Origin of the sequence: Sphingopyxis sp. (assembly GCF_035998905.1) — a bacterium.
GTDB lineage: Bacteria > Pseudomonadota > Alphaproteobacteria > Sphingomonadales > Sphingomonadaceae > Sphingopyxis.
In genome coordinates, this window is the sequence record NZ_DASYHG010000029.1 from 107,127 (window position 1) to 133,326 (window position 26,200).

General features: G+C 67.2%; 24 protein-coding genes. 22 read left to right on the forward strand and 2 right to left on the reverse strand.

All coding sequences use genetic code 11. The annotated features are described in order from the left end of the window. The first annotated feature begins 4 nt into the window (after nucleotides 1-4). From VGN62_RS17700 to VGN62_RS17720, 5 genes are all read left to right on the forward strand, one after another. A complete protein-coding gene (locus tag VGN62_RS17700; protein ID WP_327456324.1) occupies nucleotides 5-3,205 on the forward strand; it encodes an efflux RND transporter permease subunit in 3,201 nt (1,066 codons plus the stop codon). Continuing rightward, the gene (locus tag VGN62_RS17705; RefSeq protein ID WP_327456326.1) at nucleotides 3,202-4,599 is read left to right on the forward strand and encodes an efflux transporter outer membrane subunit; all 1,398 of its coding nucleotides are present in this window, start codon (nucleotides 3,202-3,204) and stop codon (nucleotides 4,597-4,599) included. The genes VGN62_RS17700 and VGN62_RS17705 overlap by 4 nt, the downstream gene beginning before the upstream one ends. An 82-nt stretch (nucleotides 4,600-4,681) precedes the next feature. Then, on the forward strand, nucleotides 4,682-5,482 hold the full coding sequence (locus VGN62_RS17710; RefSeq protein ID WP_327456328.1) for a hypothetical protein: 801 nt from the start codon (nucleotides 4,682-4,684) through the stop codon (nucleotides 5,480-5,482). Further along, a complete protein-coding gene (locus VGN62_RS17715; protein ID WP_327456330.1) occupies nucleotides 5,373-6,923 on the forward strand; it encodes a DNA polymerase Y family protein in 1,551 nt (516 codons plus the stop codon). The genes VGN62_RS17710 and VGN62_RS17715 overlap by 110 nt, the downstream gene beginning before the upstream one ends. Continuing rightward, the gene (locus VGN62_RS17720; protein ID WP_327456332.1) at nucleotides 6,920-10,201 is read left to right on the forward strand and encodes an error-prone DNA polymerase; all 3,282 of its coding nucleotides are present in this window, start codon (nucleotides 6,920-6,922) and stop codon (nucleotides 10,199-10,201) included. Before VGN62_RS17715 ends, VGN62_RS17720 begins: the two co-directional genes overlap by 4 nt. 225 nt (nucleotides 10,202-10,426) lie before the next feature. Here the strand turns inward: VGN62_RS17720 and VGN62_RS17725 are convergent, their stop codons facing one another. Further along, nucleotides 10,427-11,293, reverse strand: a complete 867-nt coding sequence (locus VGN62_RS17725; RefSeq protein ID WP_327456334.1) for a flagellin — start codon at nucleotides 11,291-11,293, stop codon at nucleotides 10,427-10,429. Nucleotides 11,294-11,522: 229 nt separating this feature from the next. Then, the gene (locus VGN62_RS17730; protein WP_327456336.1) at nucleotides 11,523-12,338 is read right to left on the reverse strand and encodes a flagellin; all 816 of its coding nucleotides are present in this window, start codon (nucleotides 12,336-12,338) and stop codon (nucleotides 11,523-11,525) included. Between the two features lie 245 nt (nucleotides 12,339-12,583). On the opposite strand from VGN62_RS17730, the gene fliE reads away from it, so the two are divergent. Genes fliE through fliS form a run of 17 tightly spaced genes read left to right on the forward strand, consistent with a single transcriptional unit; the run spans nucleotide 12,584 to nucleotide 26,064 of the window. Further along, entirely contained in the window at nucleotides 12,584-12,925 is a 342-nt protein-coding gene (gene fliE, locus VGN62_RS17735; protein ID WP_327456339.1) for a flagellar hook-basal body complex protein FliE, read from the forward strand. Nucleotides 12,926-12,928: 3 nt separating this feature from the next. Further along, nucleotides 12,929-14,584, forward strand: coding sequence for a flagellar basal-body MS-ring/collar protein FliF (gene fliF / locus VGN62_RS17740; protein WP_327456341.1), 1,656 nt, complete (start codon nucleotides 12,929-12,931; stop codon nucleotides 14,582-14,584). Beyond that, on the forward strand, nucleotides 14,577-15,608 hold the full coding sequence (fliG, locus tag VGN62_RS17745) for a flagellar motor switch protein FliG (protein WP_327456343.1): 1,032 nt from the start codon (nucleotides 14,577-14,579) through the stop codon (nucleotides 15,606-15,608). Before fliF ends, fliG begins: the two co-directional genes overlap by 8 nt. Beyond that, nucleotides 15,601-16,200, forward strand: a complete 600-nt coding sequence (locus tag VGN62_RS17750; RefSeq protein ID WP_327456345.1) for a FliH/SctL family protein — start codon at nucleotides 15,601-15,603, stop codon at nucleotides 16,198-16,200. The genes fliG and VGN62_RS17750 overlap by 8 nt, the downstream gene beginning before the upstream one ends. After that, on the forward strand, nucleotides 16,197-17,528 hold the full coding sequence (locus VGN62_RS17755; RefSeq protein WP_327456347.1) for a FliI/YscN family ATPase: 1,332 nt from the start codon (nucleotides 16,197-16,199) through the stop codon (nucleotides 17,526-17,528). Before VGN62_RS17750 ends, VGN62_RS17755 begins: the two co-directional genes overlap by 4 nt. Further along, nucleotides 17,525-17,971 carry a hypothetical protein gene (locus VGN62_RS17760; RefSeq protein ID WP_327456349.1) on the forward strand — a complete coding sequence of 149 codons (447 nt, stop codon included), beginning with the start codon at nucleotides 17,525-17,527 and terminating at the stop codon, nucleotides 17,969-17,971. The genes VGN62_RS17755 and VGN62_RS17760 overlap by 4 nt, the downstream gene beginning before the upstream one ends. Next, nucleotides 17,968-19,122, forward strand: a complete 1,155-nt coding sequence (locus VGN62_RS17765) for a flagellar hook-length control protein FliK (RefSeq protein ID WP_327456351.1) — start codon at nucleotides 17,968-17,970, stop codon at nucleotides 19,120-19,122. Before VGN62_RS17760 ends, VGN62_RS17765 begins: the two co-directional genes overlap by 4 nt. 17 nt (nucleotides 19,123-19,139) lie before the next feature. After that, the gene (locus tag VGN62_RS17770) at nucleotides 19,140-19,745 is read left to right on the forward strand and encodes a flagellar basal body-associated FliL family protein (protein ID WP_327456353.1); all 606 of its coding nucleotides are present in this window, start codon (nucleotides 19,140-19,142) and stop codon (nucleotides 19,743-19,745) included. After that, complete coding sequence (locus VGN62_RS17775) at nucleotides 19,742-20,680, forward strand: flagellar motor switch protein FliM (protein ID WP_327456355.1); 939 nt, start codon at nucleotides 19,742-19,744, stop codon at nucleotides 20,678-20,680. Before VGN62_RS17770 ends, VGN62_RS17775 begins: the two co-directional genes overlap by 4 nt. Continuing rightward, nucleotides 20,673-21,005: a flagellar motor switch protein FliN gene (fliN, locus tag VGN62_RS17780; protein WP_327456357.1), complete on the forward strand. Its 333-nt coding sequence runs from the start codon at nucleotides 20,673-20,675 to the stop codon at nucleotides 21,003-21,005. The genes VGN62_RS17775 and fliN overlap by 8 nt, the downstream gene beginning before the upstream one ends. Further along, nucleotides 21,005-21,283: a flagellar biosynthetic protein FliO gene (locus VGN62_RS17785; RefSeq protein ID WP_327456359.1), complete on the forward strand. Its 279-nt coding sequence runs from the start codon at nucleotides 21,005-21,007 to the stop codon at nucleotides 21,281-21,283. The genes fliN and VGN62_RS17785 overlap by 1 nt, the downstream gene beginning before the upstream one ends. Beyond that, nucleotides 21,273-22,043 carry a flagellar type III secretion system pore protein FliP gene (fliP, locus tag VGN62_RS17790; RefSeq protein ID WP_327456361.1) on the forward strand — a complete coding sequence of 257 codons (771 nt, stop codon included), beginning with the start codon at nucleotides 21,273-21,275 and terminating at the stop codon, nucleotides 22,041-22,043. Before VGN62_RS17785 ends, fliP begins: the two co-directional genes overlap by 11 nt. Before the next feature lie 4 nt (nucleotides 22,044-22,047). After that, nucleotides 22,048-22,317, forward strand: coding sequence for a flagellar biosynthetic protein FliQ (locus VGN62_RS17795; protein WP_327456363.1), 270 nt, complete (start codon nucleotides 22,048-22,050; stop codon nucleotides 22,315-22,317). A gap of 7 nt (nucleotides 22,318-22,324) precedes the next feature. Then, entirely contained in the window at nucleotides 22,325-23,104 is a 780-nt protein-coding gene (gene fliR, locus VGN62_RS17800) for a flagellar biosynthetic protein FliR (RefSeq protein ID WP_327456365.1), read from the forward strand. A 3-nt stretch (nucleotides 23,105-23,107) separates the two neighbouring features. Beyond that, complete coding sequence (locus VGN62_RS17805; protein WP_327456367.1) at nucleotides 23,108-24,247, forward strand: flagellar type III secretion system protein FlhB; 1,140 nt, start codon at nucleotides 23,108-23,110, stop codon at nucleotides 24,245-24,247. Between the two features lie 45 nt (nucleotides 24,248-24,292). Then, the gene (gene fliD / locus VGN62_RS17810) at nucleotides 24,293-25,663 is read left to right on the forward strand and encodes a flagellar filament capping protein FliD (protein ID WP_327456369.1); all 1,371 of its coding nucleotides are present in this window, start codon (nucleotides 24,293-24,295) and stop codon (nucleotides 25,661-25,663) included. 11 nt (nucleotides 25,664-25,674) lie between these two features. Further along, on the forward strand, nucleotides 25,675-26,064 hold the full coding sequence (gene fliS, locus VGN62_RS17815; RefSeq protein WP_327456371.1) for a flagellar protein FliS: 390 nt from the start codon (nucleotides 25,675-25,677) through the stop codon (nucleotides 26,062-26,064). Nucleotides 26,065-26,200: the final 136 nt, after the last annotated feature.

The window sequence follows — 26,200 nt, forward strand, 5'->3', positions numbered from 1 at the left end:
GGCGATGTCGCGCCTTTTCATCAACCGGCCGATCTTTGCGTGGGTGCTGGCGATCATCGTCATGCTCGGCGGCGCGGGCGCGCTCTTTTCGCTGCCGATCGAACAATATCCCGACATCGCGCCGGCGCAGGTCAACATCCGCGCGACCTACCCCGGCGCCTCGGCCGAAACGATCGAGAACAGCGTCACGCAGGTGCTCGAACAGCAGCTGACCGGGATCGACGGCCTGCTTTATTTCAGTTCGCAGTCGAGCTCGCGCGGGCAGGCGAACATCACCGCGATCTTCGAAAAGGGCACCGATCCCGACATCGCGCAGGTGCAGGTCCAGAACAAGATCGCATCGGCGGTCTCGCGCCTGCCGCAGCAGGTGCAGCAACAGGGCGTGCGCGTCACCAAGTCGAACTCGGACACGCTGCTGCTCGTCGGCGTCTATGACGAGACCAACACGCGCGTGAACCAGGACGTGTCCGACTATATGGCGTCGAACATCCAGGACCCGCTGTCGCGCGTCGAGGGGGTGGGCGAGGTCAATATCTTCGGCGCCCCGCACGCGATGCGCATCTGGCTCAATCCGCAGCGGCTCGCCGCGATGTCGCTGATGCCGAGCGACGTGATTTCGGCGATCAGCGCACAGAATAGCGAAGTCGCCGCGGGCGACGTCGGCGGCCTGCCCTCGCCGCAGGGACAGATGCTCAACGCGACGGTGACCGCGCAGTCGCGGATGCAGACGGTCGAAGAATTCCAGAATATCGTCCTGAAGACGCTGCCCGACGGATCGACGGTGCGCATCAAGGATGTCGCGCGCGTCGAGATCGGCGCCGAAAGCTATGCCGTCGTCAGCCGCATCAACGGTCATCCCGGCGCGGGCATGTCGATCTCGCTGTCACCGGGGTCGGACGCACTCGAAACCGCCGACCGGGTGAAGGCGCGGATGGAGGAACTCGCCGCCGATTTCCCCGACGGGCTGACCTACAGCTATGCCAACGACGCGACCGCCTTCATCAAGCTGTCGGTCAGCGAGGTACAGAAATCGCTGTTCGAGGCGATCTTGCTGGTCATCCTCGTCATGTTCGTCTTCCTGCAGAGCTGGCGCGCGGTGCTGATCCCCGCGATCGCGGTGCCTGTCGTGCTGCTCGGCACCTTCGCCATCTTCTATATGCTGGGGTTCAGCATCAACACGCTCACCCTGTTCGGCCTGACGCTCGCGATCGGGCTGCTCGTCGACGACGCGATCGTCGTGGTCGAGAATGTCGAGCGGCTGATGGAAGAAAATCCGGGCATGTCGGCGCGCGACGCGACGATCCAGTCGATGAAGGAATTGCAGGTCGCGCTGATCGCGATCGCACTCGTGCTGTCGGCGGTGTTCATGCCGATGGCCTTTTTCGGCGGCTCGACCGGCGTCATCTACCGGCAATTCTCGGTCACCATCGTCTCGGCGATGGCGCTGTCGGTGCTCGTCGCGCTGATCCTCAGCCCCGCGCTCACCTCGACCCTGCTCAAACCCAAGGCGCACGGCGACGCGGCCGGAGGCGGGGGGCGCTTCCCCCGCGTTCACGCCTTCCTCGAGCGCGCGAAGAACGGCTTCAACACCCGCTTCGATCGCTCGGTCGATCGCTATGTCGGAAGCGTGACCAAGGTCGTCGACCGCAAATGGCTCTTCCTCGGCATCTACGCCATCCTGCTCGTCGCGCTGGTATTCCTGTTCCTGCGCCTGCCGAGCGGCTTCCTGCCCAACGAGGATCAGGGGCGCGTCCAGGTCCAGTTCCGCCTGCCCGCGGGTGCGACGCAGGCGCGCACGCTCGAAGTACGCGACGAAATCGAAAAATATATGCTGACCCACGAAAAGGCGAACACGCAGGCGCTGTTCCTGATCGCGGGCGGAGGCGGCGGCGCAGCGGCGGGACAGAACACCGGCCAGGGCTTCGTCAATCTCACCCATTGGGACGACCGGCCGGGCAAGGAAAATACCGCCGACGCGATCGCCCAGCGCGCGCGCGCAGCGCTGAGCGGGCTGCGCGATGCCCAGATCTTCGCGCTCGTCCCCGGCGCGGTGCGCGGGCTCGGCGATTCGTCGGGCTTCACGATGCAGTTCCAGAACCGCAGCGGGATGAGCCGCGCCGAGTTCGCCGAAGCGCGCGAGAAACTGCTCGCCGCGGCGAACGCGAACCCCAAGCTGACCTCGGTGCGCCTGTCCGACCTTCCCGACGTCGCGACGCTCAAGATCGACGTCGATACGCAGCGGCTGACGGCGTACGGCATCGACAATGCCGACGTGAATGCGACGCTCGCGGCCGCATGGGGCGGGCGCTACGTCAACGATTTCATCGACAAGGGCCGCGTCAAGCGCGTCTATGTCCAGGGCGACGCCCCCTATCGCGCGCGCCCCGAGGACCTCGGCCAATGGTATGTCCGGTCGGCCGACGGCCAGATGTCGCCCTTCTCGGCCTTTGCCAAGACCGGCTGGTCGACGACGCCGAGCAGCAGTTCGCGTTTCCAGGGCGTGCCCGCCTTCGAAATCTCGGGCCAGCCCGCGCCCGGCACCAGCTCGGGCGAGGCGATGGACGAGATGGAGCGGATGGCGGGCGAAATCCCGGGAACCAGCGTCGCCTGGTCGGGCTCTTCCTATCAGGAACGCCTCTCCTCGGGACAAGCGCCCTTGCTCTATGGCCTGTCGCTACTCGTCGTCTTCCTCTGCCTCGCCGCGCTTTACGAAAGCTGGTCGATCCCGCTCGCGGTGCTGCTCGTCATCCCCTTGGGGCTGATCGGCGCAGTGTTCGCGGTGAATTTGCGCGGGCTGGAGAATGACGTCTATCTCCAGATCGGCCTGCTCACGACGATGGGGCTCGCGGCGAAGAATGCGATCCTGATGATCGAATTCGCCGAGCAGGAAGAACGCAAGGGCAAGCGCGTGATCGAGGCCGCGATCGCCGCGGCGCGCATCCGCCTGCGCCCGATTTTGATGACGAGCTTTGCCTTCATCTTCGGCGTGCTGCCGCTCGCGATCGCGACCGGCGCCGGCGCGAACAGCCGCGTCGCGATCGGGACCTCGGTGATCGGCGGGATGCTCACCGCCGCCTTCCTCGCGATCTTTTTCATCCCGCTCTTCTTCGTCCTCGTCCGCCGCGGGGTGCGCGACGGGCTGGCGGCAGTGCGCGCGCGCTTCGGCAAGAACAAGGGCGACGGCCCGGCGGAGGTCCCGGCATGATCCGCGCCCTGCTTCTCACCGGCACGCTGATGCTCGCGGGCTGCTCGCTCGCGCCCAAGACGGTGCTGCCGACGCCGCCCGTCCCGCAAAGCTGGCCCGCGGGCGACGCTTATCTGCTGCAAAGCGAAGCGGCGCTGCCGATCCTCTCGTACAAAAGCGTCTTCACCGATCCGCGCCTCCAGTCGCTGACCGAACAGGCGCTGGCGAACAACCGCGACCTCCGAACCGCTTATGCCAATGTCGCCGCGGCGCGCGCGCAGGTGCGTGTCACGCGGTCGGGGCAATTCCCCGAACTCGGAGTGAGCGCGGGCGCGGATTATTCGGACGGCGGAAGTACCAACGGCGCCGGCGACTTCTCGCTGCGCGGCGGGATCACCAGCTTCGAGCTCGACCTGTTCGGCAAGCTCGCCAACGCGACCGAGGCCGACCGCAACCGCGCGCTCGGCACCGAAGCGGCGTCGCGCACCGTGCGGCTCGCGCTGATCGCGAATCTCGCCGACGCCTGGGCGACTTATGGCGCCGACCGCGACCTCCTCAAAATCGCCGAGGACACCGCCGCCAATGCGCGCGAAAGCGTGCGGCTCACCAAAGCGCGGCTCGACGGCGGCGTCGCGCCGCGAACCGACCTCCGCCAGGCCGAACAAATCCTCGCGACCGCCGAGGATTCGATCGCGCGGCAAAGGACCGCGCTCGCGCAGGACGAGAATCTCATCCGCCTGCTCGCCGGCGGCGATGTCGACCGCGCATTGCTCCCGGCGAGCCTTGCCGAAGTGACGCCGACGATCGTGTCGCTGCCCGCGGGGGTCAGCTCCGAAATCCTGCTTCGCCGTCCCGACGTGATCGAGGCCGAATATGGCCTGCGCGCCGCCAATGCGAACATCGGCGTCGCGCGCGCGCAGCTCTTCCCTTCGATCTCGCTGACCGGGCTGCTCGGTTTCGCCAGCAACGCGCTCGGCAGCCTGTTCGACAGCGGATCGTTCAGCTGGTCGGCGGGCGGCGACGCGACCGCGACGATCTTCGATGCTGGCGGCCGCCGCGCGGGGGTCGCGGTCAGCGAAGCGCAGCGCGATGCCGCGCTCGCCGGCTATGAGGGCGCGATCCAGACCGCGTTCCGCGAGGTCGCCGACGCGCTCGCGGTGCAGGGCACGATTTCGGAACGCGTCCGCGCCGCCAGCGCGAACAGCGCCGCCGCCGCCGATACCGCGACGCTCACCGACGCACGCTACAAGGGCGGCGTCGACAGCTTCCTCTCCAGCCTCGACGCGCAGCGCAGCCTCTATGCGGCGCGGCGGAGCGAGATCGCGACCCAGCTTTTGCTCGTCAGCACGCGAATCGCGCTGTTCCGTGCGCTCGGCGGCGACAGCAGCGCGGGAAGCCAAACGGGCGCGCCCTAACCCTTTCCGAGAACAGCGTTTCCTGACCCTTCTTGACAAGCGCCATATCGAAGGCGCTAATAGAACATATCAGGAACAAATGATGCGCGAGTCGTCTCCCCTACTCGCCGGGCTGCGCAAACGCATCGCCCGGCTGGCCGCCGATGGCGGTCTCGAAAGCCGCCGGGCCGAGGGCTGGCTGGCGAGCGGGCACGCGTCCTTCGACGATGCGCTCGGCGGCGGGCTGATGATCGGGCGCACCCATGAATTTTTCGCCGCCGACGCGCTCGACGCGACGAGCGCCGCGGCCTTTGCCGCACTCATCGCGCTGCGCACGCCAGGAAAGGCGCCGCTGATCTGGCTGCGCACGAACGACGCGGGCAAGCGCGCCGGGCATATCTATGCCCCCGGCATCGCCGAACTCGGCGGCGATCCCGACCGGCTGCTGCTCGTCGAGACCGTCGATCCGAAGATGCTGCTCGCCTGCGCGAACGATGCGATCCGCTGCGCCGGGTCGGCGGCGGTGATCGTCGAAAGCTGGGGCAAATTCCCGCTTTTCGACCTTACGGCCGGCCGCCGCCTCGCGCTCGGCGCGCGCGATGCGGGCACGACGCTCCTGATGCTCCGCCTCAATGCCACGCCCGCGCCGAGCGTCGCCGAAACCCGCTGGAGCGTCGCCGCCGCGCCCTCGCGCGAACTCGAAGCCAATGCTCCCGGCGCACCCGCCTTCGACCTCGAACTGCTGCGCTGGCGCGGCGGCCCCGCCGGCACGCACTGGCGACTGGACTGGAACCATGACGAAAACGCTTTCGGGCCAAATGCCGACGAAGCGGCGCTATCTGGCGCTCTTCTTCCCCTTCCTGCCCGCCGAGCGATGGCTTCGCACGGCGCCGCGGCGGCCTGACGCGCCGCTCGTCTTCGCCGAGAAGCAGCGCGGCGCGATGCGTCTTGCCAGCGTCGATGCGGCGGCGCTCGCGGTCGGGCTGCGCCCCGGCATGCCGCTCGCCGATGCCCGCGCGCAAATCGGCGAACTCGCCGTCGTCCCGCACGATCCGGTGCTCGATCATGGATGGCTCGACCGGCTCGCGCAGGGCTGCGCACGCTATACGCCGCTCGTCGCGCTCGACGCCCCCGACGGGCTGATCCTCGACATTGCAGGCGCGGTCCACCTGTTCGGCGGCGAGGCCGGACTGGTCGCCGATGTCGAGCACCGCCTCGTGCGCCTCGGCCTGACCTTGCGCCACGCGCTCGGCCCCACCGCCGACGCCGCGCGCGCGCTCGCGCGCTACCAGACGCGCCCCGCCCCCGACGAAGGACAGGCGATCCGCCGCCTGCCCGTCGCCGCGCTCGAACTCGAAGCCGAGGCGACGACCGCGCTCGTCCGCGCAGGATTGAAGACGATCGGCGACCTTGCGAGCCGCCCGATGGCGAATATCGCCGCACGCTTCGGCGCCGATGCCGCGATGGCGCTCCGCCGCCTGCTCGGCGACGCGCCGAGCCCGCTCGACCCGCGTATCACCCTCCCGCCCGTGGTCGCCGAACGCCGCTTTGCCGAGCCGCTCGGCAGCACCGCCCATGCGACCAGAATATTGGCCGAACTCACCACCGAAGCGATCGGGGATCTGTCCGAACGCGGCAAGGGCGGGCGCCATTTCCGCGCGACCTTCTTCCGCAGCGACGGCCTCGCGCGCAGCATCGCGATCGAAACCGGTCACCCGACGCGCGACACGGGGCTCGTGATGCGCCTCTTCGCCGAGCGTATGGACAGCCTCGCCGACCCGCTCGACCCCGGCTTCGGCTTTGACATGATCCGCCTCGCGGTGCCGCGGCTCGAGGCGCTCGGCGCAAGCCAGCTCAAGCTCGAGGGCGGCGCCGTGAAGGACGCCGCGATCGACGAACTCGCCGACCGGCTCGCGACGCGGCTCGGCCGCGGGCGCGTGCGGCGGCTCCGCCCCGCCGATACGCATATTCCCGAACAGGCGCAGCTCGAACTGCCCGCGGCCGACGCCCCGCCCCCGCTGCCTTGGCAGGAGCCCGATCCCGGCGAACCCCCGACACGCCCCTTCCACCTCTTCGACCCGCCGCAGCCGATCGAGGTGATCGCCGAGGTGCCCGACGGCCCGCCGCACCAGTTCCGCTGGCGCCGGCAGGCGCACGCGGTGCGCCGCTACGAGGGGCCCGAACGCATCGCCGCCGAATGGTGGCGCCGCCGCGACAATGGCGGACTGACGCGCGACTATTACCGCGTCGAGGACGCGCAGGGCCGCCGCTTCTGGCTCTTCCGCCACGGCCTCTATGATGAAAAGCCCGACCCGCGCTGGTATATCCACGGGGTCTTCGCATGAGCGACACAGACGCCGATCCCGGCCCAGATTCCGGCTTTGCCGAACTGGTCGCGGCGACCAACTACAGCTTCCTGCGCGGCGCCTCGCATCCCGCCGAGATGGTGGCGGAGGCGATCGCCCTCGGCATGACCGGTATCGGCATCGCCGACAGGAACAGCGTCGCGGGGGTGGTGCGGGCGTGGGCCTTCCTGAAGGATTTGCAGGTCAAGCAGCCCGAAACCGTAGCAAACTTCCGGCTGGTGGTCGGGGCAAGACTTGTCTTCGCCGACGGCACCCCCGACATCGTCGCCTATCCGGTCAGCCGCCACGGCTGGGGCCGCCTGACGCGTCTTCTCTCGGTCGGGAATCTGCGGGCAGAGAAAGGCGACTGCATTCTCGAACTGGGCGATCTGCTCGACCATTGTGACGATCTTCTTCTAATCGCGATGGAAGGCGATGAGGAATTGCTTCGCACCCTCAAACACAAACGGCCAAAATCGGTCTGGCTGGCCGCCATGATGCCGCAGTCAGGCGCCGACACTCGACGGCTGGCTGAACTCCAGCGTGTGTCGGCAGTTACGAATGTTCCCCTGCTTGCGACTAATGACGCCCTCTATGCGACCGCTGCACAGCGCCCCTTGCATGATATCATCACCAGCATTCGCGAAGGGACAACGGTCCAGAAAGCAGGCAAGCTGCTTCGCGCCAATGGCGAGCGCCACCTGAAGGCGCCGGCCGAAATGCGGCGGCTTTTTGCGCGTCGTCCAAAGGCAATCGAAGCGAGTGCGAAGCTGCTCGCCCGCATCGGCTTTCGCCTCGACGATCTGCGTTACGAATATCCGCACGAGCCGGTACCTCCGGGCTGGAAACCCTTCAACTATCTCCACCATCTGGTGAAGACGGCGGCGGAAAAGCGCTATGGCGCGCCGTTGAAGCCGAAAATCCGCAAGCTGATCGGCAACGAACTCCGCCTGATCCGGCGACGGAACTATGTTTATTACTTTCTTACCGTCCACGATCTCGTCCGCTTTGCCCGCGAACAGGAACCTCCGATCTTATGTCAGGGCCGCGGCTCGGCCGCCAATTCGATCGTTTGCTTTCTGCTCGGCGTGACCTCCGTCGATCCGGACGAACACAAGCTGCTCTTCTCGCGCTTCGTGTCGGCCGAGCGTGACGAGCCGCCCGACATCGACGTCGATTTCGAGCATGAGCGGCGCGAGGAGGTGATCCAATATATCTACGACCGCTACACGCGCGACCGCGCGGCAATCGCCGCGACCGTCATTCACTATCGGCCACGCAGCACGATCCGCGAGGTCGGCAAGGCACTCGGCCTCAGCGAGGATGTGACCGCACGGCTCGCCGATACGAGCTGGGGAAGCTGGGGCGACGAGGTGCCGATCGAGCGGCTCACCGAAGCGGGGCTCGATCCGCACAATGGTGAGATCGAGCGGCTGCACCGCTTTGTCGGCGAACTGCTCAAGACGCCACGCCACCTGTCGCAGCATGTCGGTGGCTTCGTGCTCACCGAAGGACGGCTCGACGAGCTGGTGCCGATCCACAATGCCGCGATGGAGGATCGCACCTTCATCGAATGGGACAAGGACGACATTGACGCCCTCGGGCTGATGAAGGTCGATGTGCTCGCGCTCGGCATGCTGACCTGCATCCGCAAATGCTACGATCTGATGCGGGAGCATGGGCTGGGTGACCACACGCTGGAACTCGATATCGATTCCAAAGATCCGGCGGTCTACGACATGCTTTGCAAGGGCGACAGCATCGGGGTCTTTCAGGTCGAGAGCCGCGCGCAGATCAACATGCTTCCGCGCTTACGACCCCGAAAACTCTACGACCTGGTCGTGCAGGTCGCGATCGTCCGCCCCGGACCGATCGAAGGCGACATGGTGCATCCCTATCTGCGCCGCCGAAACGAGGAGGAAGAAGTCGAATATCCCTCCCCAGCGCCGCCGCATGACCCCAATGAATTGCGGGAGGTTCTGGGCCAAACCTTCGGCGTACCGCTTTTTCAGGAACAGGCGATGAGCCTGGCAATCACTGCGGCTGGCTTCACGCCCGAAGAAGCCAATGGCCTGCGCCGCGCGATGGCGACCTTTCGCAATGTCGGAACGATAGACAATTTTCGCGAGAAGATGGTCGGGGGCATGGTTGCGCGTGGTTACAAAAAGGACTTCGCCGAGCGCTGTTTCAAACAGATCGAGGGGTTCGGCAGCTACGGCTTTCCCGAAAGCCACGCGCAGTCGTTTGCGCGGCTCGTCTATGTGTCGTCATGGATCAAACATTATCACCCCGCCGTCTTCGCCTGCGGCATCCTCAATTCGCAGCCGATGGGCTTCTACGCCCCCGCACAGCTCGTCCGCGATGCGCGCGAGCATGGGGTCGAGGTGCGCGCGGTCGATGTGAATGCGAGCCTTTGGGACAACAGCCTTGAGCGGAAGGACGATGGCAGCCTCGCGCTCCGGCTCGGCTTCCGGCAGGTCGATGGTTTCCGCGAGGAGTGGGCCGGGCAGATCGCCCTTGCGCGAACCACCCCCTTCGCCTCGGTCGAAGAGCTCGCGCGTCGCGCGAACCTGCCGTCGCGGGCGCTGCGCCTGCTCGCCGAGGCCGATGCGTGCCGCTCGATGGGGCTCGAACGCCGCCCTGCGCTGTGGGACGCGCGGCGCGTCCGGCAGGGGGTGCTGCCGCTGTTCGGCGCAGCCGAAACCGATGAGCTGGGCGCCGAGGAGGATGCGCAGTTGCCGCCCACCCCGCTCGTCGAGCATGTGCTGACCGATTACCAGACGACGCGGCTGTCGCTCAAAGGCCATCCGATGGCGTTCCTGCGCGGCGATTTCGAACGCGAAGGCGTACTCAGCGCGGCTCAGGTCGCGGCGGCGAAGAACGGGTCGATCGTCCGCACCGCGGGGATCGTGCTGATCCGCCAGCGGCCGGGGAAAGGCAATGCGATCTTCATCACGCTCGAGGATGAGGGCGGGATCGTCAACATCCTGCTCTGGGCGCGCCACTTCGAACGCTATCGCCGCGCCGTGATGGCCTCCCGCCTGATGCTCGCCGAAGGCGAGGTGCAGCGGAGCAAGGAGGGGGTGATCCACCTGATGGCGACACGCATCGTCGATCGCACCCGCATGCTCGATACGCTGGGAAGCGACCGGCGCTTCGACCCCGACGTCTGCCGCGCCGACGAGGTCCGGCATCCGCAGCTGCCGCGCGGCCATGCGGCGAAACATGGGCATCCGCGCGACGTCCGCATCCTGCCCAAGTCGCGCGATTTTCATTGAGTGCTTTTGTCCCGGCTGACGCCGGGAACGGTTCCAGCCCACTCCCCCTCCCAGCCTCCCATAGGATACCATGTCGGGAGGCTGGGAGGGGGAGTGGGCTGGAACCGCGCCTGTTTCGGCTTTGCCGAGACAGAAAAAGAAGATGCCCCGGCTGTGGGGGCCGGGGCATCGGATCAGGCTATCTAAGGGACCAACCGAATATAGCCTGAAAGTCGTTCGCGGATTTTAGCCGCGGAGCAGGTTCATCACGCCCTGCTGGCTCTGGTTCGCCTGCGCGAGCATCGCGGTCGATGCCTGCGACAGGATGCCGGCGGCGGCAAGCTTCGTCGATTCGGCCGAGAAATCGGCGTCTTCGATGCGCGACCTCGCGTCTGCCAGATTCGTGACGGTCGACGTCAGATTGTCGACAGTCGCTTCGAGGCGGTTCTGCTGCGCACCGAGGTTGGCGCGCTGCGTCGCAACCGTCTGGATCGCGGCATCGAGAACGCTGAGCGCGTCCGAAGCGCCCGCGACATCCGAAAGATCGATATCCTCGACCAGGGCGGCGGTGACAACCGGCGGGCCCGCAGCCGCTGCACGACCCAGGGAAGAAGCCCGCAGGTCGGCGATCGTGATCGTGACGCTCTCGCCCGAGTTGACGCCCGTCTGGATGGCGATCGGCGTCGTCGTTGCACTGCCGTCGAGCAGCTTGGTGCCGTTGAAGGTCGTGCGGTTCGCAATATCGCCGATCTGCGAGATCAGCGCGGTCACTTCGGTCTGGATCGCGGCGCGATCGGTCGTGCCGTTGGTACCGTTGGCCGACTGGACAGCCAGTTCGCGCATACGAACGAGGATGTTCGAGATATTGCCCATCGCGCCTTCGGCGGTCTGCGACAGCGAAATGCCGTCGTTGGCGTTGCGCACGGCCTGGTTCAGGCCGCGGACATTGGCGTCCATGCGGGTCGCGATGGCGAGGCCGGCGGCGTCGTCCTTCGCGCTGTTGATGCGCTTGCCGCTCGACAGGCGTTCCATCGCCTGCGACTGCATCTTGTTGGCAACACGCGAGTTATTCTGGGCGCGAAGCGCACTCACATTGGTGTTGATGACGGTCATAATGATCCTTTCTGGCCTTGGTGGCCATTCCCGTTCGTGCGGCTCGGTGCGCGTCACTCAATCCAGTAACGGCAGGTAACGACACGGCTTAAGCGGCACGCATATAAAATCCTGGCAGCCCCTCCTCGCCAAAGCGCGCGGGCCAAAGACACCCCGGCCGCAGGCCGGGGTATCCATGTCAGGCTATCAAAGGGATCAACCCGAATAGCCCTAATCTTCGTCGCTCAGCTTAGCCGCGGAGCAGGTTCATCACGCCCTGCTGGCTCTGGTTTGCCTGCGCGAGCATCGCGGTCGATGCCTGCGACAGGATGCCGGCAGCCGCGAGCTTCGTCGATTCGGCCGAGAAATCGGCGTCTTCGATGCGCGACTTGGCGTCTGCCAGATTCGTGACGGTCGACGTCAGATTGTCGACAGTCGCTTCGAGGCGGTTCTGCTGCGCACCGAGGTTGGCGCGCTGCGTCGCAACCGTCTGGATGCCCGTGTCGAGCAGGCCGAGCGCCGTCCCGGCACCGGCCGCCGTCGACAGGTCGACCGCGGCGACGCCGAGGCCGGCGGCGGTGAGGTTGCCGATCGCGATCGTCACGCTCTCGCCCGAGTTGACACCCGTCTGGATGGCAATCGAGGTACCGCCCGAAAGCAGGTTGGTGCCGTTGAAGGTCGTGCGGCTCGCAATATCGCCGATCTGCGAGATCAGCGCGGTCACTTCGGTCTGGATCGCGGTGCGATCGGTCGTGCCGTTGGTGCCGTTGGCCGACTGGACAGCCAGTTCGCGCATACGAACGAGGATGTTCGAGATGTTGCCCATCGCGCCTTCGGCGGTCTGCGACAGCGAAATGCCGTCGTTGGCGTTGCGCACGGCCTGGTTCAGGCCGCGGACATTGGCGTCCATACGGGTCGCGATGGCGAGGCCGGCGGCGTCGTCCTTCGCGCTGTTGATGCGCTTGCCGCTCGACAGGCGTTCCATCGCCTGCGACTGCGCTTTGTTGGCAACACGCGAGTTATTCTGGGCGCGAAGCGCGCTCACATTGGTGTTGATGACGGTCATAATGATCCTTTCCGGCCTCGATGGCCATTCCCATGATGTGAGGGCTCGAGGAGCGGTCACGATTGCAGTAACGGCGGAGAGCGGAGGCGCTTAAGCCCACCCGTCAAAAAAATGCCGGATGCGCACGAGATCCGGGTCGGCAGTCGCACATATCACTGAAAACGCGCATTTAAATTTATTGGCACGGCCTTTGCATTCTTCTTTTGCGTGCGGCGCACCGCCGCGCAAAGGACGGATGGAAAGCAATGAGCACGATTGACCCGAGCCGGCTGCTGCAGATGCGCAGTTCGATCCTCAATCAAAACCAGGCGCTGCAACGTGCCGCCGGAAAAGGCGGCGCCGGGGCCAGCGAAGGCATCGGCGGAACGCCCGATTTCGGGGCCGCGATCAACAATGCGCTGCAGCAGGTCAACGCACAGCAGTCGAAGGCGAGCCAGGTCACCGAAGCTTATGAGCGCGGCGACACACACGACATCGTCAGCGTGATGATCGAGCGCCAGAAGGCCTCGCTCGGCTTCGAAACCACCCTGCAAGTCCGCAACAAGCTGCTGTCCGCCTATCGCGACATCATGAACATGCCGGTGTAATCCATGGCCGAAACCCAGATCCTTACCCCCGTCGACGACGGGTCCGCGAACCGCCTCCCCGCCCCCGTCCTCGGCGGCCGCTTCGCACCATTCACGCAATTCGTCCGCCAGCCGGCGGTGCAGCGCGCGCTGCCCGCGATCGCAATGACCTCGGCGATCGGCATCGCCGCGCTCGCCTATTTCACGATGCAGGCCGCCCCGCAGGCGCAGCTTTTCGCCGGGCTCGACGACGCCGACAAGGCGGCGGTCGCCGACGCGCTGCAGACGCAGGGCATCGCCCACAGCATCGACCCGACCACCGGCGCACTGACCGTCGACGCCAGCAAGCTCCATCAGGCGCGCATCGCGCTTGCCGGGCAGGGTCTGCCGAAAGCCGCTCCGAGCGGCGACAGCCTGATCGCGTCGCTGCCGATGGGATCGAGCCGTGCGATCGAAGGCGAAGCGCTGCGCTCGGCACGCGAAGCCGACTTGTCGCGCACGATCGAGACCATCGACGCGGTCAAGAGCGCGCGCGTCCATGTCGCCGCCGCCGAACCCAGCCTGTTCGTTCGCGAAGACAAGCCCGCAACCGCATCGGTGATGCTGACATTGCAGAACGGCCGCTCGCTCAGCGACGGCCAGGTGCAGGCCATCCGCTTCCTCGTCGCCTCGTCGATCCCCGGCATGAACGCCGACCAGGTGTCGGTGATCGACCAGCGCGGCGCGCTGCTGTCCGACACCGCGTCGGGCAGCGACATGAAGGCGTTCCAGCTGCAGCTGCAGGTCGAGGACCGCTTTCGCCGCGCGCTCGACACCTTGCTCGGCCCGATGCTCGGCGCCGGCAATTACACCGTCGAAGTCCACGCCGACGTCGACATGTCCGAAAGCCAGGCGACGCGCGAAAGCTTTCCCGAAAACGACCGCGCGCTCACCAGCGAACAGATCACGCGCTCGACCAGCGGCACGAGCAACGCTCCCGCCGTCGGCATTCCCGGCGCGCTGTCGAACCAGCCGCCGCAGGCGACCACGATCGCTGCGACCGGGCCGCAGCCCGTTCCCGCCCCCGCCCCCACGGCGGGGACCGAGAGCAACGAGAACGCCGCCCGCGCCTATGAAGTCGGCCGCGAGATTTCGGTGACGCACTCGCCGCAGGGCAAGCTGCGCCGCGTTTCGGTCGCGGTCGCGCTCAACCAGGGCAAGAAGGCGCTGACGCAGGCCGACCTCACCAAGATCGACAATCTGGTCAAAGGCGCCATCGGCTATGATGCGACGCGCGGCGACCTTGTCGCGATCAACCAGCGCCCGTTCGTCGTCGCCGAAGACACGTCGCCCGCCTTCTACGACCAGGGCTGGTTCATGCCGCTGGTCCAGCAGGTCGGCGCGATCCTCGCCGCGCTGCTCGCTTTCCTGTTCATCGGCCGCCCGATGATCCGCGCCGCGAAGGAACGCGCCGCGAAACGCATCGCCCAGAACCAGGAGCTCGAAGCCTCGCTGCTCGCCGCAACCGACCGCCCGGCGCTCGCCAGCGGTCAGGGCGGGCGCGAAATCACGCTCGAGATGATCGAGCAGGCGCCGAGCTATGAAGCGCGCGCCAATCTCGTCCGCGCCTTCGTCCGCCAGGATTCGGCGCGCGCCGCGCTCGTCGTCCGCCACCTGATGCAGGAGGGCGCCCGTGCCTGACGCCGCCGAAATGGACCTTTCCCCCGCCACCCCGGCCATCGACGGATCGTCCGCCGCCGCCATCCTGCTGATGCTGCTCGACGAAAGCGAAGCCGCGACGATCCTGAAGCAGCTGGCACCTGAAGAAGTGCGCCAGCTCGCGAAGTCGATGTTCGACACCGCCAATGCGAGCGAACAGCAGATCGGGCAGGCGCTCGACCGCTTCGTGACGCGCAGCCGCGACGTCAGCGCGCTAGCGATTGGCGCCGACACGCGCATCCGCACCGTGATCAACGAGGCCGTCGGCAATGTCCGCGCCGACAATATCCTCGCCGCCGTCGCGCCGCAGCGGAGCGCCGCGTCGCTCGAAATGCTGCGCTGGATGGACGTCGACGCGATCAGCGGACTGCTCGCCAGCGAACATCCGCAGGTCGGCGCGCTGATCCTCTCGGTGCTCGTCCCCGACGTCGCCGCGCGCGCGATCGAGACGCTCGACGAAGTGCTCCAGGCCGATCTCGTGCTGCGCGCGGCACAGCTGACCTCGGTTCCCGCCGCGGCGATCGAGGATCTCGAATCGGTGCTCGCAAGCGCCAATGTCGACGGCCAGCGCGTCGCCAAGCAGGCGATCGGCGGCCCGAGCGACGTCGCGAAGATCATGAAGAAGATGCCGAAGCAGCTTTCGGAGCGCACGATCCGCGCGCTCAAGAAGCACGACCGCGTCCTCGCGCAGACGATTGAGGAAGAGATGTTCATCTTCGAGAATCTCCGCGACCTCGACAAGAAGAGCCTCAGCAGCGTGCTGCGCTCGGTCGACGCCGCCCAGCTCGCGATCGCGCTCAAGGGCGCCGACGAAGAGATGGTCGACATGTGCCTTGCCACCATGTCGCAGCGGGCGGCCGAAACGATCCGCGACGAAATGGCGGAAATGACGATGGTCAAGCGCGCCGACGTCGACGATGCGCAGAAGAGCGTGATGCAGATCGTGCGCCAGATGGCGGCGGCCGGCGAAATCATGATCGCGGGCGGGGGCGACGATTATGTCTGATCGTCCCGCCACCGCGAGCTTTGCTCCCATTGCCCTCGCCGACGCGATGGCGCGGGGCGGCGGCTTTCGCCCGCTAAACTTCGCACCCACGGCTTATGCCGCGCCGGACGAGCTGGAAATCCCCGCCGACGCCGATCTCGACGACCCGTTCGCGCGCGGCCTCGCCGAAGGGCAGCGCCTTGCCGAAGCCGCCTTCGTCGCCGAACGCCACCAGCTCCTCGCGCTGCTCGCGGGTGCCGAAGCGTTGCAGGACGAACCGAGCGAGGAACTCGCGCAACTGATCGCCGACACCGTCGAACGGCTGGTGCGCCAGATCGTCGCCTCGGCGCCGATCGACGCCGACTGGCTGCAGGCGCAGGCCGAAATCGCCGCGGCGATGGTCGCCGACGCCGACAAGGCGCGCACGCTTTGGGTCCATCCCGAAGATGCCGCGTTGCTCGCCGATTGCCCGCTGACCCTCGCGATCGAGAGCGACCCGGCAATGGTACGCGGCACCGTCCGGATCGAAACCTCGACCGGCTGGATCGAGCATGGCCGCGCGGTCTATCTCGACGAACTGCGCGCCGCGCTGGGTACCGGGGACGCCGCATGACGCGCCGCCTCGCCCTCTCCGCGCAGCAGCTGCTCGATCCCGTCGACCTGACGCACGCGAGCCCGCGCCGCATCGGCACGCTCGTCTCGCACGAAGGGATCATGCTCGAAGTATCGGGTTTCCCGCAGCCGCTCGGCAGCAACGTCCGCATCAAGTCGGCCGACAACGACTATGTCTATGGCGAAGTCGTCGGTTTTCGCGGGCACCGCAGCCTCGTCCTGCCCTTCGACACGAACAAGCCGCTCGTCACCGGCGCGCCCGTTGAACCGCATGGCGCCAGCTCGATGGTTACCGTCGGCAAGGCGCTGCTCGGCCGCATCATGGACGCGCAGGGCAACCCGCTCGACGGCCGCCCGCCGATCCAGTCGCAGTTCCAGTGGCCGCTCGCCGGCCGCAAGGTCAATCCGCTGCGCCGCGGCCGCGTCACTCGCGCACTCAACATGGGCGTGCGCGCGATCAACGGCCTGCTCACCGTCGGCGAAGGCCAGCGCGTCGCGATCATCGCGGGCTCGGGCGTCGGCAAGTCGGTGCTGATGGGCCAGATGATCGCGGGTACCGAATGCGACGTGATCGTCGTCGGACTGATCGGCGAGCGTAGCCGCGAGGTCAGCGACTTCGTCGAGACCAAACTGCCCCCCGAGGTGCGCAAGAAATCGGTCGTCGTTGCGGTTCCCGCCGACCACCCGCCGCTGCTCCGCCTCCGCGCCGCGATGCGCGCGACCGCGATCGCCGAAGCCTTCCGCGCCGAGGGCAAGAAGGTGCTGCTGCTGATCGACAGCCTGACCCGCGTCGCGCATGCGCAGCGCGAGATCGGGCTGACCCTCGGCGAACCCCCGACGATGAAGGGTTATCCGCCGTCGGTCTTCGCGCTGATCCCGTCGCTGTGCGAACGCGCGGGCATCGATCGCGAAACCGGCGGATCGGTCACCGCGCTCTACACCGTGCTCGCCGACGGCGGCGACATCGACGACCCCGTCGTCGACTCCGCAAGAGCCATCGTCGACGGCCATATCATCCTGTCGCGCCAGCTCGCCGAACAGGGCGTCTACCCCGCGATCGACGTCGCGCGCTCGCTGTCGCGCACGATGGTCGATTCGGTCGACCCCGACCACGCCGCCGCCGCCGCGCGCTTCCGCCAGCTCTGGTCCGCTTATGAAGAGAACCGCGACCTGATGCTGATGGGCGCCTATGTCGCCGGCGGCGACCCGATACTCGACGAAGCCATCGCCCGCCACGCCGACCAGCTCGCCTTCGTGTCGCAGCCCGCCAAGGCGCAGGTCGATTTCGAACTTTCCCGCCAGACCCTGATTGAAGGATATTCCGCATGAACGCCCGCACCGCACGCCGCAAACGTATCATTCGCGTGCGCACCGTCGAACATCAGCAGGCCGAAGCCAACCTCGCGCGCGCCAATGGCGAACTCGCGAACCTTGTCGAACTGGCGAAGCGGCTCGAAACGCTGCGCGTCGACCTCGCGATGGCCAAGGGTGCGGTCGCCGGCCGCGCGCTCAACACGATCGGCGAACTCGCGATGCGGCTCGATATCGCACAGGAAAGCCTGACTGCGCCGCTGGCGGGCGCCAGCCAGCGCCGCGACGAAATGGGCGCGCGCGCGCAGAGCGCGATGGTGAAGGAAGAATCGGCGGTCCGCCTGTACGAACGCAGCCGCAAGTCGGCCGAAGCCGAGCTGGAACGCCGCAGCGACGCCAACCGCCCGCACCGCGCGCGCGCCGGAATGCGCCTGCGGCTGATCGAAGGCGGCGCGGCATGATGGGCGCGCCTTCCCTTCCGACGCCGCAGTCCGCGATGCCCGCGGGCTTTGCGGCATTCCTCGCCAATATCGGCCAGGTTCCCGACGGCACCGGCGAAGGCGCCGGCTTCGACCAGCTCCTCGCCGCCGCACCGGTGGCGGCGGCCCCGATCGCGGGCGCGGCTGCGACGATCCGTATCGCCCCCGCCGCGCAGCCTGCCGAAGCCGCGCTCCCCCAAACCGAAACGGCGCCGGTGCCGGACAAGGCCGATACGGCTGCCCAGTCCGCGGCGACGAACGGCGAGGCCGATGCCGCGGCGCTCGCCGCGAACCTGCTGGTCATGCTGAACGGCGCCACGCCGGGCACCCGCCCCACATCCGGCAAGCCGGTCCAGGTCGAGGTCGAGGCCGAAGCCGATACGGCCACCGAAACGGCGCCCAACGCCGACACGTCGGCGGCCACGCCCGCCGCGAACTGGGCCGCGGTCGTTGCCGCCGCGATCCCGGCGGCCGCCAGGACCGCCAAGCCGGCCGCTACCCCGGGCGCCGCGAAGACCGACACCGCACCGACCCTGCCCATCGCGCCGCGGCCGCAAGCCGCTGCGCTGCCGGCACCGGCGCTCCCCGGTGCCGAGGCGCCTGCCGCCCGGCCGGTCGAAGCCGCACCGTCGATGACGATCCTCTTCACCCAGCCCGCAACGCAGGGTGCGGCGACGCTCGCCGAACCCGCCGCGCCTGCGCTCGTCGCCGAACGCGTGCTCGACATGGACAGCGACGGTGCATGGATCGACCAGCTCGCGCGCGACATTGCCGCGACGAAGTCGGACAATGGCGACATCAGCTTTCGCCTGATGCCCAAGCATCTCGGCCGCCTCGATGTCGCGATGCAAATGGGCGACGAAGGTGTGTCGCTGAAGATGGATACACGCCATGAAGCGACCGCGACGATCGTCACCGCCGCGCAAGGCAAGCTTGTCGACGAACTGCGCCAGCAGGGCGTCCGCGTCGCCGGCGCCGAAGTGACCTGCACCCCCGGCGAAACCGGACGCCAGTCGCAGAGCCAGGGCCGCACCGGCGCGCCCGACGCCGCCCACCTTATCGAAACCGCCACCGAACGCGCCGAACCGCGCGACGAAGACCGCGCCGCCGACCGCCGCGGCCGCTTCGCCTGATCAGAAAGGGTCCGACCATGACCAAGGATAAAGTCGAAGCCGAGCCCAAGAAGAAGGGCAAGTTCAAGAAGCTGCTGCTGATCGGCGTCGCAGCGATCGCGCTGATCGGCGCCGGCGCCGGCGCCGGCATCTATTTCGGCGCGCTGTCGGCGCACGAGGCCAAGCCCGAGGATAATTACCCGAAGCTGGTCGAACGCAGCACCAAGGACGAGGCGCCCGCCGCCGAAGGCGCCGATAAGGAAGCGCCGCCGAAGGTCGGCACGGTGTCGGTCCCGAACGACAAGTTCAAGGTCGACCCGCGCAAATATGAGATCACCTATTATCCGATCACCGACGCCTTCACGACGAATCTGGCCGACGGATCGGGCTTCCTCCAGATCGGTATCAGCCTTTCGACCTTCTACGACGGCAAGGTTATCAATAATATCAAACGACAGGCCGTGCCTATCCGCTCGGTTGTGCTTATGGTGCTTGCCGAACAGGATCCGGCCTTGCTCGCGACATCGCAGGGGAAGCAGCGGCTGCAACGTCAGTTGACCGCCGCGATCAACGATGTGCTGCGCGACAAGGAAGGTTTCGGGGGGATCGATAATGTTTATTTCACGAGCCTGGTAATCCAGTGACCGTCCGTGCGAAATCGGTAAAGGCCGTCGCGGCTCCGGCCGCGCCTGCGGTCGAGCCCGCCGATACAAAGGCGTCGCTGCTGCTGCGCAAGGCGGAGGGCAGCTATGCCTTTCCCGCGCTCGAGGGCGTGGCGAACCAGTTTGCGCGCAGCTTGCGCGACCTTCTCCGCGCGCTCGGCGCCCCCGCGATCCAGGTCGAGCGCGCCGGTGCCGAGCAGACGAGCTTCGGCGACTGGAGCGCCTCAGTCGCGCCCGCAATCTTCTGGCGCTATCATGCGCCACCGCTGAAGGGGCCGGTGCTGCTCGCCGCGGCGCGGCCGCTGATCCTCCAGCTCGTCGACATCTTCTATGGCGGCAAGGGCAAGCTTGCGGGCGAACGCGAAGAGCTGACCGACGCCGAAGAGCGTTTCGCCGCGCGCCTCGGCCGCGACATGGGGCTGCAGCTCGCCGCCGCCTGGCGCGACAAGCTGGGGCTCGAACCCGAACTCGACTGCGTCACCGGCGATCCCGCCAAGCTCGCCGCGGTGCGCGCCGACGACGACATGCTCGTCCAGCGCTTCATCCTGCGCGGCGCGCCGTTCGAGGGGCGGACGATCGTCTGCGCCTATCCCGTCGCCGCGCTGCGCGGTGTCGTGGGGGCCGAGCTGCTTCCCGAAATGCAGAGCGCCAGCAGCGTCGATCCCTTGTGGTCGGGTGCGCTCGACAAGGCCTTGCGCGACGTGCGCATGCCGGTCCGCTCGGTGCTCGCGCGCCCCGAAATCAGCCTCGTCAAGCTGCTCGCGCTCGAAGTCGGCGACATCATTCCGCTCACCATGCCGCGCCATGTGCCGGTGACCGTCGCCGGGCGCAGCTTTGCGTTCGGCAGCATCGGCGAGGCCAATGGCAACGCCGCCATCATGATCGATCATATCGAAAAAGGACCGGACCATGACTGATATCAGCGACGCCCCGAAGGCGCGCGCCGACCGGCGCGACAAGTCGATCGCCGCCGCCCCCAATTTCGACCTGCTCGCCGGCGTCTCGCTGCGCGTGTCGGTCGAGGTCGGGTCGACCTCGATGACGCTCGCCGAACTGCTGTCGATCGACGAAGGCAGCGTGATCGAACTCGACCGCGCCGCGACCGACCTGCTCGACATCTATGCCAATGGCACGCTCATCGCGAAGGGCGAGATCGTCAGCGTCGATGGTCGTTACGGTATCCAGGTCGCCGAAGTCGTCGCGCCCGCGCGCGGACTCGAAGGCTTCGAGCGGAGGGCCTGATGCTCGAATATATCCTCCGCCTGCTGATCCTGCTGCCGATCGTCGGCGGCATGGCGTGGGGCAGCCTGTGGCTGTGGAAGCGCGTCCAGATGGGCGTACCGCTCGTCGGCGGCGCTACCAAGGCGCGCGCGGTCGAAATGGTCGACGTGCTGCCGCTCGGTCCCGGGTCGAAGCTCGCGGTGGTCGAATTTGCCGGACAGCGCGTCCTGATCGCGGTGTCGCGTAACGGCATCACGCGCATCGCCGACGACAGCCAGGGCGATTTCCATGCGGACTGATCGCCGCTTCTGGCTGCGCGCCGCGGCGCTCGCGGGCGGTGCCGCGCTGCTCTGCGCCGCGCCCGCCGCCTGGGCGCAAGCCGCCGACGGGCTGAACCGCGCGGTGGCCGAGATCGGCGGCGACGGCCGTCCCTTGAGCCTGTCGCTCCAGATCCTTGTCCTGATGAGCCTGCTGACGGTCCTGCCGTCGCTGCTCCTGATGATGACCAGCTTCACGCGCATCATCATCGTGCTCTCGATCCTGCGCCACGCATTGGGCTTGCAACAGACGCCGCCGAACCAGGTCCTCGTCGGTCTCAGCCTCTTTCTCTCGCTATTCGTAATGCAGCCGGTGATCAGCGAAGTGAACCGCGTCGCGATCGAACCTTACGGCCAGGAACAGATCGATATCGGCGAGGCGGTGTCGCGCTCGGGCGACGCGCTCCACGGCTTCATGCTGAAGCAGACGCGCAAGACCGACCTGATGATGTTCGCCAAGATCGCGAAAGCCCCGACCTATGCGAGCCCGAAGGACGTGCCTTTCTCGATCCTGCTGCCCGCCTTCGTCACCAGCGAACTCAAGACCGCGTTCCAGATCGGCTTCCTCATCTTCCTGCCCTTCCTCGTCATCGACCTGATCGTCGCATCGGCGCTGATGTCGCTCGGCATGATGATGCTGTCGCCAACGATCATATCGATGCCGTTCAAGCTGCTGCTTTTCGTCCTCGTCGACGGCTGGGCGCTGACGATGGGATCGCTCGCCTCTTCTTTCGTGGGTTAGCGAGGTGGAGGCGGATTATTTCATCGGCGTCGCGCAGCAGTCGCTGTGGATTCTCGCCCTCGCCTCGGCGCCTTTGCTGTTGCCGGTGCTCGTCATCGGCGTGCTGCTCGGCATGGTGCAGGCGGCGACGTCGATCAGCGAACAGACGCTGACCTTCGTGCCGAAACTGATCGTCGCGGCGATCTGCCTCGCGATCTTCGGCGGCAGTATCCTCGTCCTGCTCACCGATTTCACCCGCGAACTGTTCGCGCAGATACCGCAACTCGTCCGGTAGGACGCCAGTGAACCCCGCCGACATCCCGAATATCGAGGCGATGCTTCAGCTGTGGATGCTGGGGATGATTCGCCCCGGCGCCGCGTTCATCGCCGCGCCGGTGTTCGGCGCGACGAGCGTGCCGGTGCAGCTCCGCCTCGTGATCGCGCTCGCGGTCGGGGTGCCCGCGGTCGCCGCGTCGGGCATGACGCTGCCGCCCGAAGGGATCGTGTCGGTCCCTGGGCTTTTCCTCATCATTGGCGAGGTCGTGATCGGCCTCGCGATGGGCTTCGTGCTGCAGATGGGTCTCGCCGCCGCCTTGCTCGCGGGCGAAGCGATCAGCAATGCGATGGGCCTCGGCTTCGCATCGATGGTCGATCCGCTCAGCGGCGCGTCGAGCTCGGCGATCGGCCAGTTCCTCTCGATGCTCGCGACCGCGCTCTTCCTCGCCGCCGACGGTCATCTCGTGCTCATCGACATCATCGTCGACAGCTATAGCGCGCTCCCGCCCGGCAACGCCTTTCCGTCCTGGGATGCGATCGGCGGGCTGCTGCGCTTCGGCAGCCTGATGTTCGCCGCGGGGCTGACGATCGCGATGCCCGTCGGCTTCGTGCTGATCCTCGTCCAGATCATCATGGGCGTGATCGGCCGCTCGGCGCCCGCGCTCAACCTGTTCGCGGTCGGCATTCCCGCGACGCTGCTCGCCGGGATCGTGCTGCTCGGCGTCGCGACGCCGGCAATGGCCGAAGCGATCGCGCGCATCCTGTCCGATGCGCTCGACGCCGCGCGCATGATGGCGGGGATCTGAACCGTGGCCGAGGGCAGCGACAAGGACCAGAAGACCGAACAGCCGACCGCGAAGAAGCTGGCGGATTCGGCGCGCGAAGGCGATGTGCTGATGTCGCGCGAGCTGGCCACGGCGTTGATGATGCTCGCCGCGGCGGGGTGGATCGTCGCCGCGGGCGGCTGGTTCGTCCAGTCGGCGGGCGACCTCCTTCGCCGCGGGCTGACCCTGACCGCCGCCGACGTCGCCGATTTCGCGCCCGCCGAGGCACTGATGCGCAACGGGGTCGAGATCCTGCTGCCGCTCGCGAGCCTGTTCGCGCTCGCGCTCGGCGCCGCGGTTGCGGGACCTGCGATGCTCGGCTCGATCGGCTGGCGCGGCAAGGCGCTGCATTTCAAGGGCAACCGGCTGAACCCGCTGAGCGGGCTCAAGCGCATGTTCGGGATGCAGGGCGCGACCGAACTCGGCAAGGCGCTCGCGAAAGTGCTGCTCCTCGGCACCATCGGTTACTGGCTCGTCGAAAAGAGCCTGCCCGCGATCATGACGATGGCAACCACCGACCTGATCGCCGCGATCGGGCTCGCCGGAAAGGCGATCGGCCACGCGATGCTGACGCTCGCCGGCGGACTGGTCGTCATCGCGCTGATCGACGTGCCGGTACAATGGTTCCAGCGCAACAAGCGCCTGATGATGAGCAAGCAGGAGGTGAAGGACGAAATGCGCCAGTCCGACGGCGCCCCCGAACTCAAGCAGGCGCAGCGCCAGCGTGCGCACGATATCCTGAGCGGATCGGCGCGCAAGGCGGTGTCCGACGCGACCGTCGTCCTGACCAACCCGACGCATTTCTCGGTCGCGCTGCGCTATCGTCCGGGGGTCGATGCAGCACCCGTCGTCGTCGCGCGCGGCCGCGGCGACGTCGCGCTGTCGATCCGCGAACTCGCGCGCGGCGCCGATGTCCCCATCCTCGAATATCCGCAGCTCACGCGTGCGATCTATTTCACCGCGCGCGCCGGGCGCGTCATTCCCGAAGAGCTGTTCGTCGCGGTCGCGACGGTGCTCGCTTTCGTCTTCCAGCTGGAGCGTGCAGTCGCCGACGGCATCGCCCAGCCTGCGGTCGACGTGCCGTCCTCGCATCATTTCGACCCCGAAGGGCGCCGCTCCGCTTAATATCGCTCCGCCGCCGCCGTTAAGGGGTTCGAAGGATATTCTGCCATGGTCAGTTCAATCGCCAACTCCCTCGGCTTCGGCTCGGGTATCGACACGAAACAGCTGGTCACCGACCTGTCGAACGCGTCGCGCGACCCCAAGATCAAGCGCATGTCCTCGCTGACGCAGGCGAACCAGACACGCATCAGTGCGCTTGCGCAGGCGCGATCCGATCTCGAGGGCTTTGCCGATTCGCTCGGCCAGATGATCAGCGACGGAACCCTGCGCAGCACGCCGACGGTGTCCGATGACAGCGTGCTCGGCGCCACCGCGCGCGCCGGGCTGGCCGCCGACAGCTTTGCCGCGACCGTCATCGTCAACCAGCTCGCGCGCGCGCAGAGCAATTATTCGGGCGTCGTCGCCGACCGCGCCGCTGCGATCGGCACCGGCACGATGACGCTGACCGTCGGCGGGGTCGCCAAGACGATCACCATCGGCGCCGCGAACAACAGCCTCGACGGCCTCGCCAATGCGATCAACGCCAGCGGCGCGGGTGTGACCGCGTCGATCATCGCCGACGAAGGCGGCCATCGCCTGATCCTGAAGGGGCCATCAGGCGCCGCGAACGCCTTCACCCTCGCCGCCGATGCCGGTGCCGATCCCGGCCTCTCCGCCTTTTCTACCGCCGGCGGGATGACGCAGGGCCAGAGCGCGGCCAACGCCGAATTCACGATCGACGGCGTCACCTTCAGCCGCGCGACGAACATCATCGACGACGTCGTGCCCGGCATGTCGCTCACGCTCAAGAAGGCCGCCCCCGGGCAGCCCGTCGACATCGGCGCCAGCCGCCCGCTCGACATGATCAAGCAGACCGTCGGCGACTTCGTCTCGGTCTATAACCAGCTCAAGAAGAGCCTGGCGTCCGCCGCCGGCCTTTCGGGGTCGACGAGCTCGCTGCGCGAGCTCGAACGCGAGCTTTCGGGCCTCGTCGGCAAGGTGATTTCGAGCCATGGCAGCATCAACAAGCTGACCGATATCGGGATCGCGACGACGAAGGAGGGCCTGCTCAGCCTCGACAATGCCAAGCTCGCCAAGGTGCTCGAAACCGATGCGGGCGCGGTCGAGGCCCTCTTCAATCCGCGGCGCGACGCGACGCACAACGAGACGACCGACCCGGGCATCGCCTTTGCGCTCGACGCGATCCGCGACAAGGCGGTTGCCACCGACGGCGTGATCGACCGGGTGACCAAGTCACTCGAAGGCACCCAGAAGACGCTCGCCGAGCAGCTCGAAAAAATCGAGGAGCGCGAAGACGTCTACCGCAAGCGTCTCGAGAAACAATATGGCGCGCTCGACGCCAGGCTCGCCGCGTTCAAGGCGACGCAGACCTATCTCGAACAACAGATCAAGCTCTGGACCAACCAGGGTAACGACTAGGGACCGCCACCGTGACCGCTACCGCCTCGACCGTCCGGGCGACCGGGCTTTATCGCCGCTTGCAGCAGGAAAGCCGCGCCGCCGCCGCCGACCCGGTCGAGCTGGTCACGATGCTATATGACGAACTCGAAACCGCGATCGGCGTCCTCGCGGCGATGGTCCGGCAGGGACAGCGCGTGTCGGCGACCGAGCCCGCGCACCGCGCGCGCGCGATCCTGATCGGCCTCGACGCCGGCCTCGATCACGACAAGGGGGGCGATGTCGCCGCGGCCTTGTCGCGCGTCTATCGCAGCATGCGACGCAAGCTCGACGAAGCGGTGGCGCAAAACGATGCCGAGGCGCTGGCCGACCTTCTCGAAGGCATCCTGACCGTCAGCGCCGCCTGGCGGCAGCTTCGCTGAACCCAATTCCCCGCAAACAGGGAACGGCCCACCCTTCGGAATGAAGGAGCGGGCCGGCGTCGGTTACCCGGTAAAAAATGGGGTACCCGGCCGCCCTTGGTGGGGACGGGCGGCCGGGCGGTGCGGGGGCGGACCA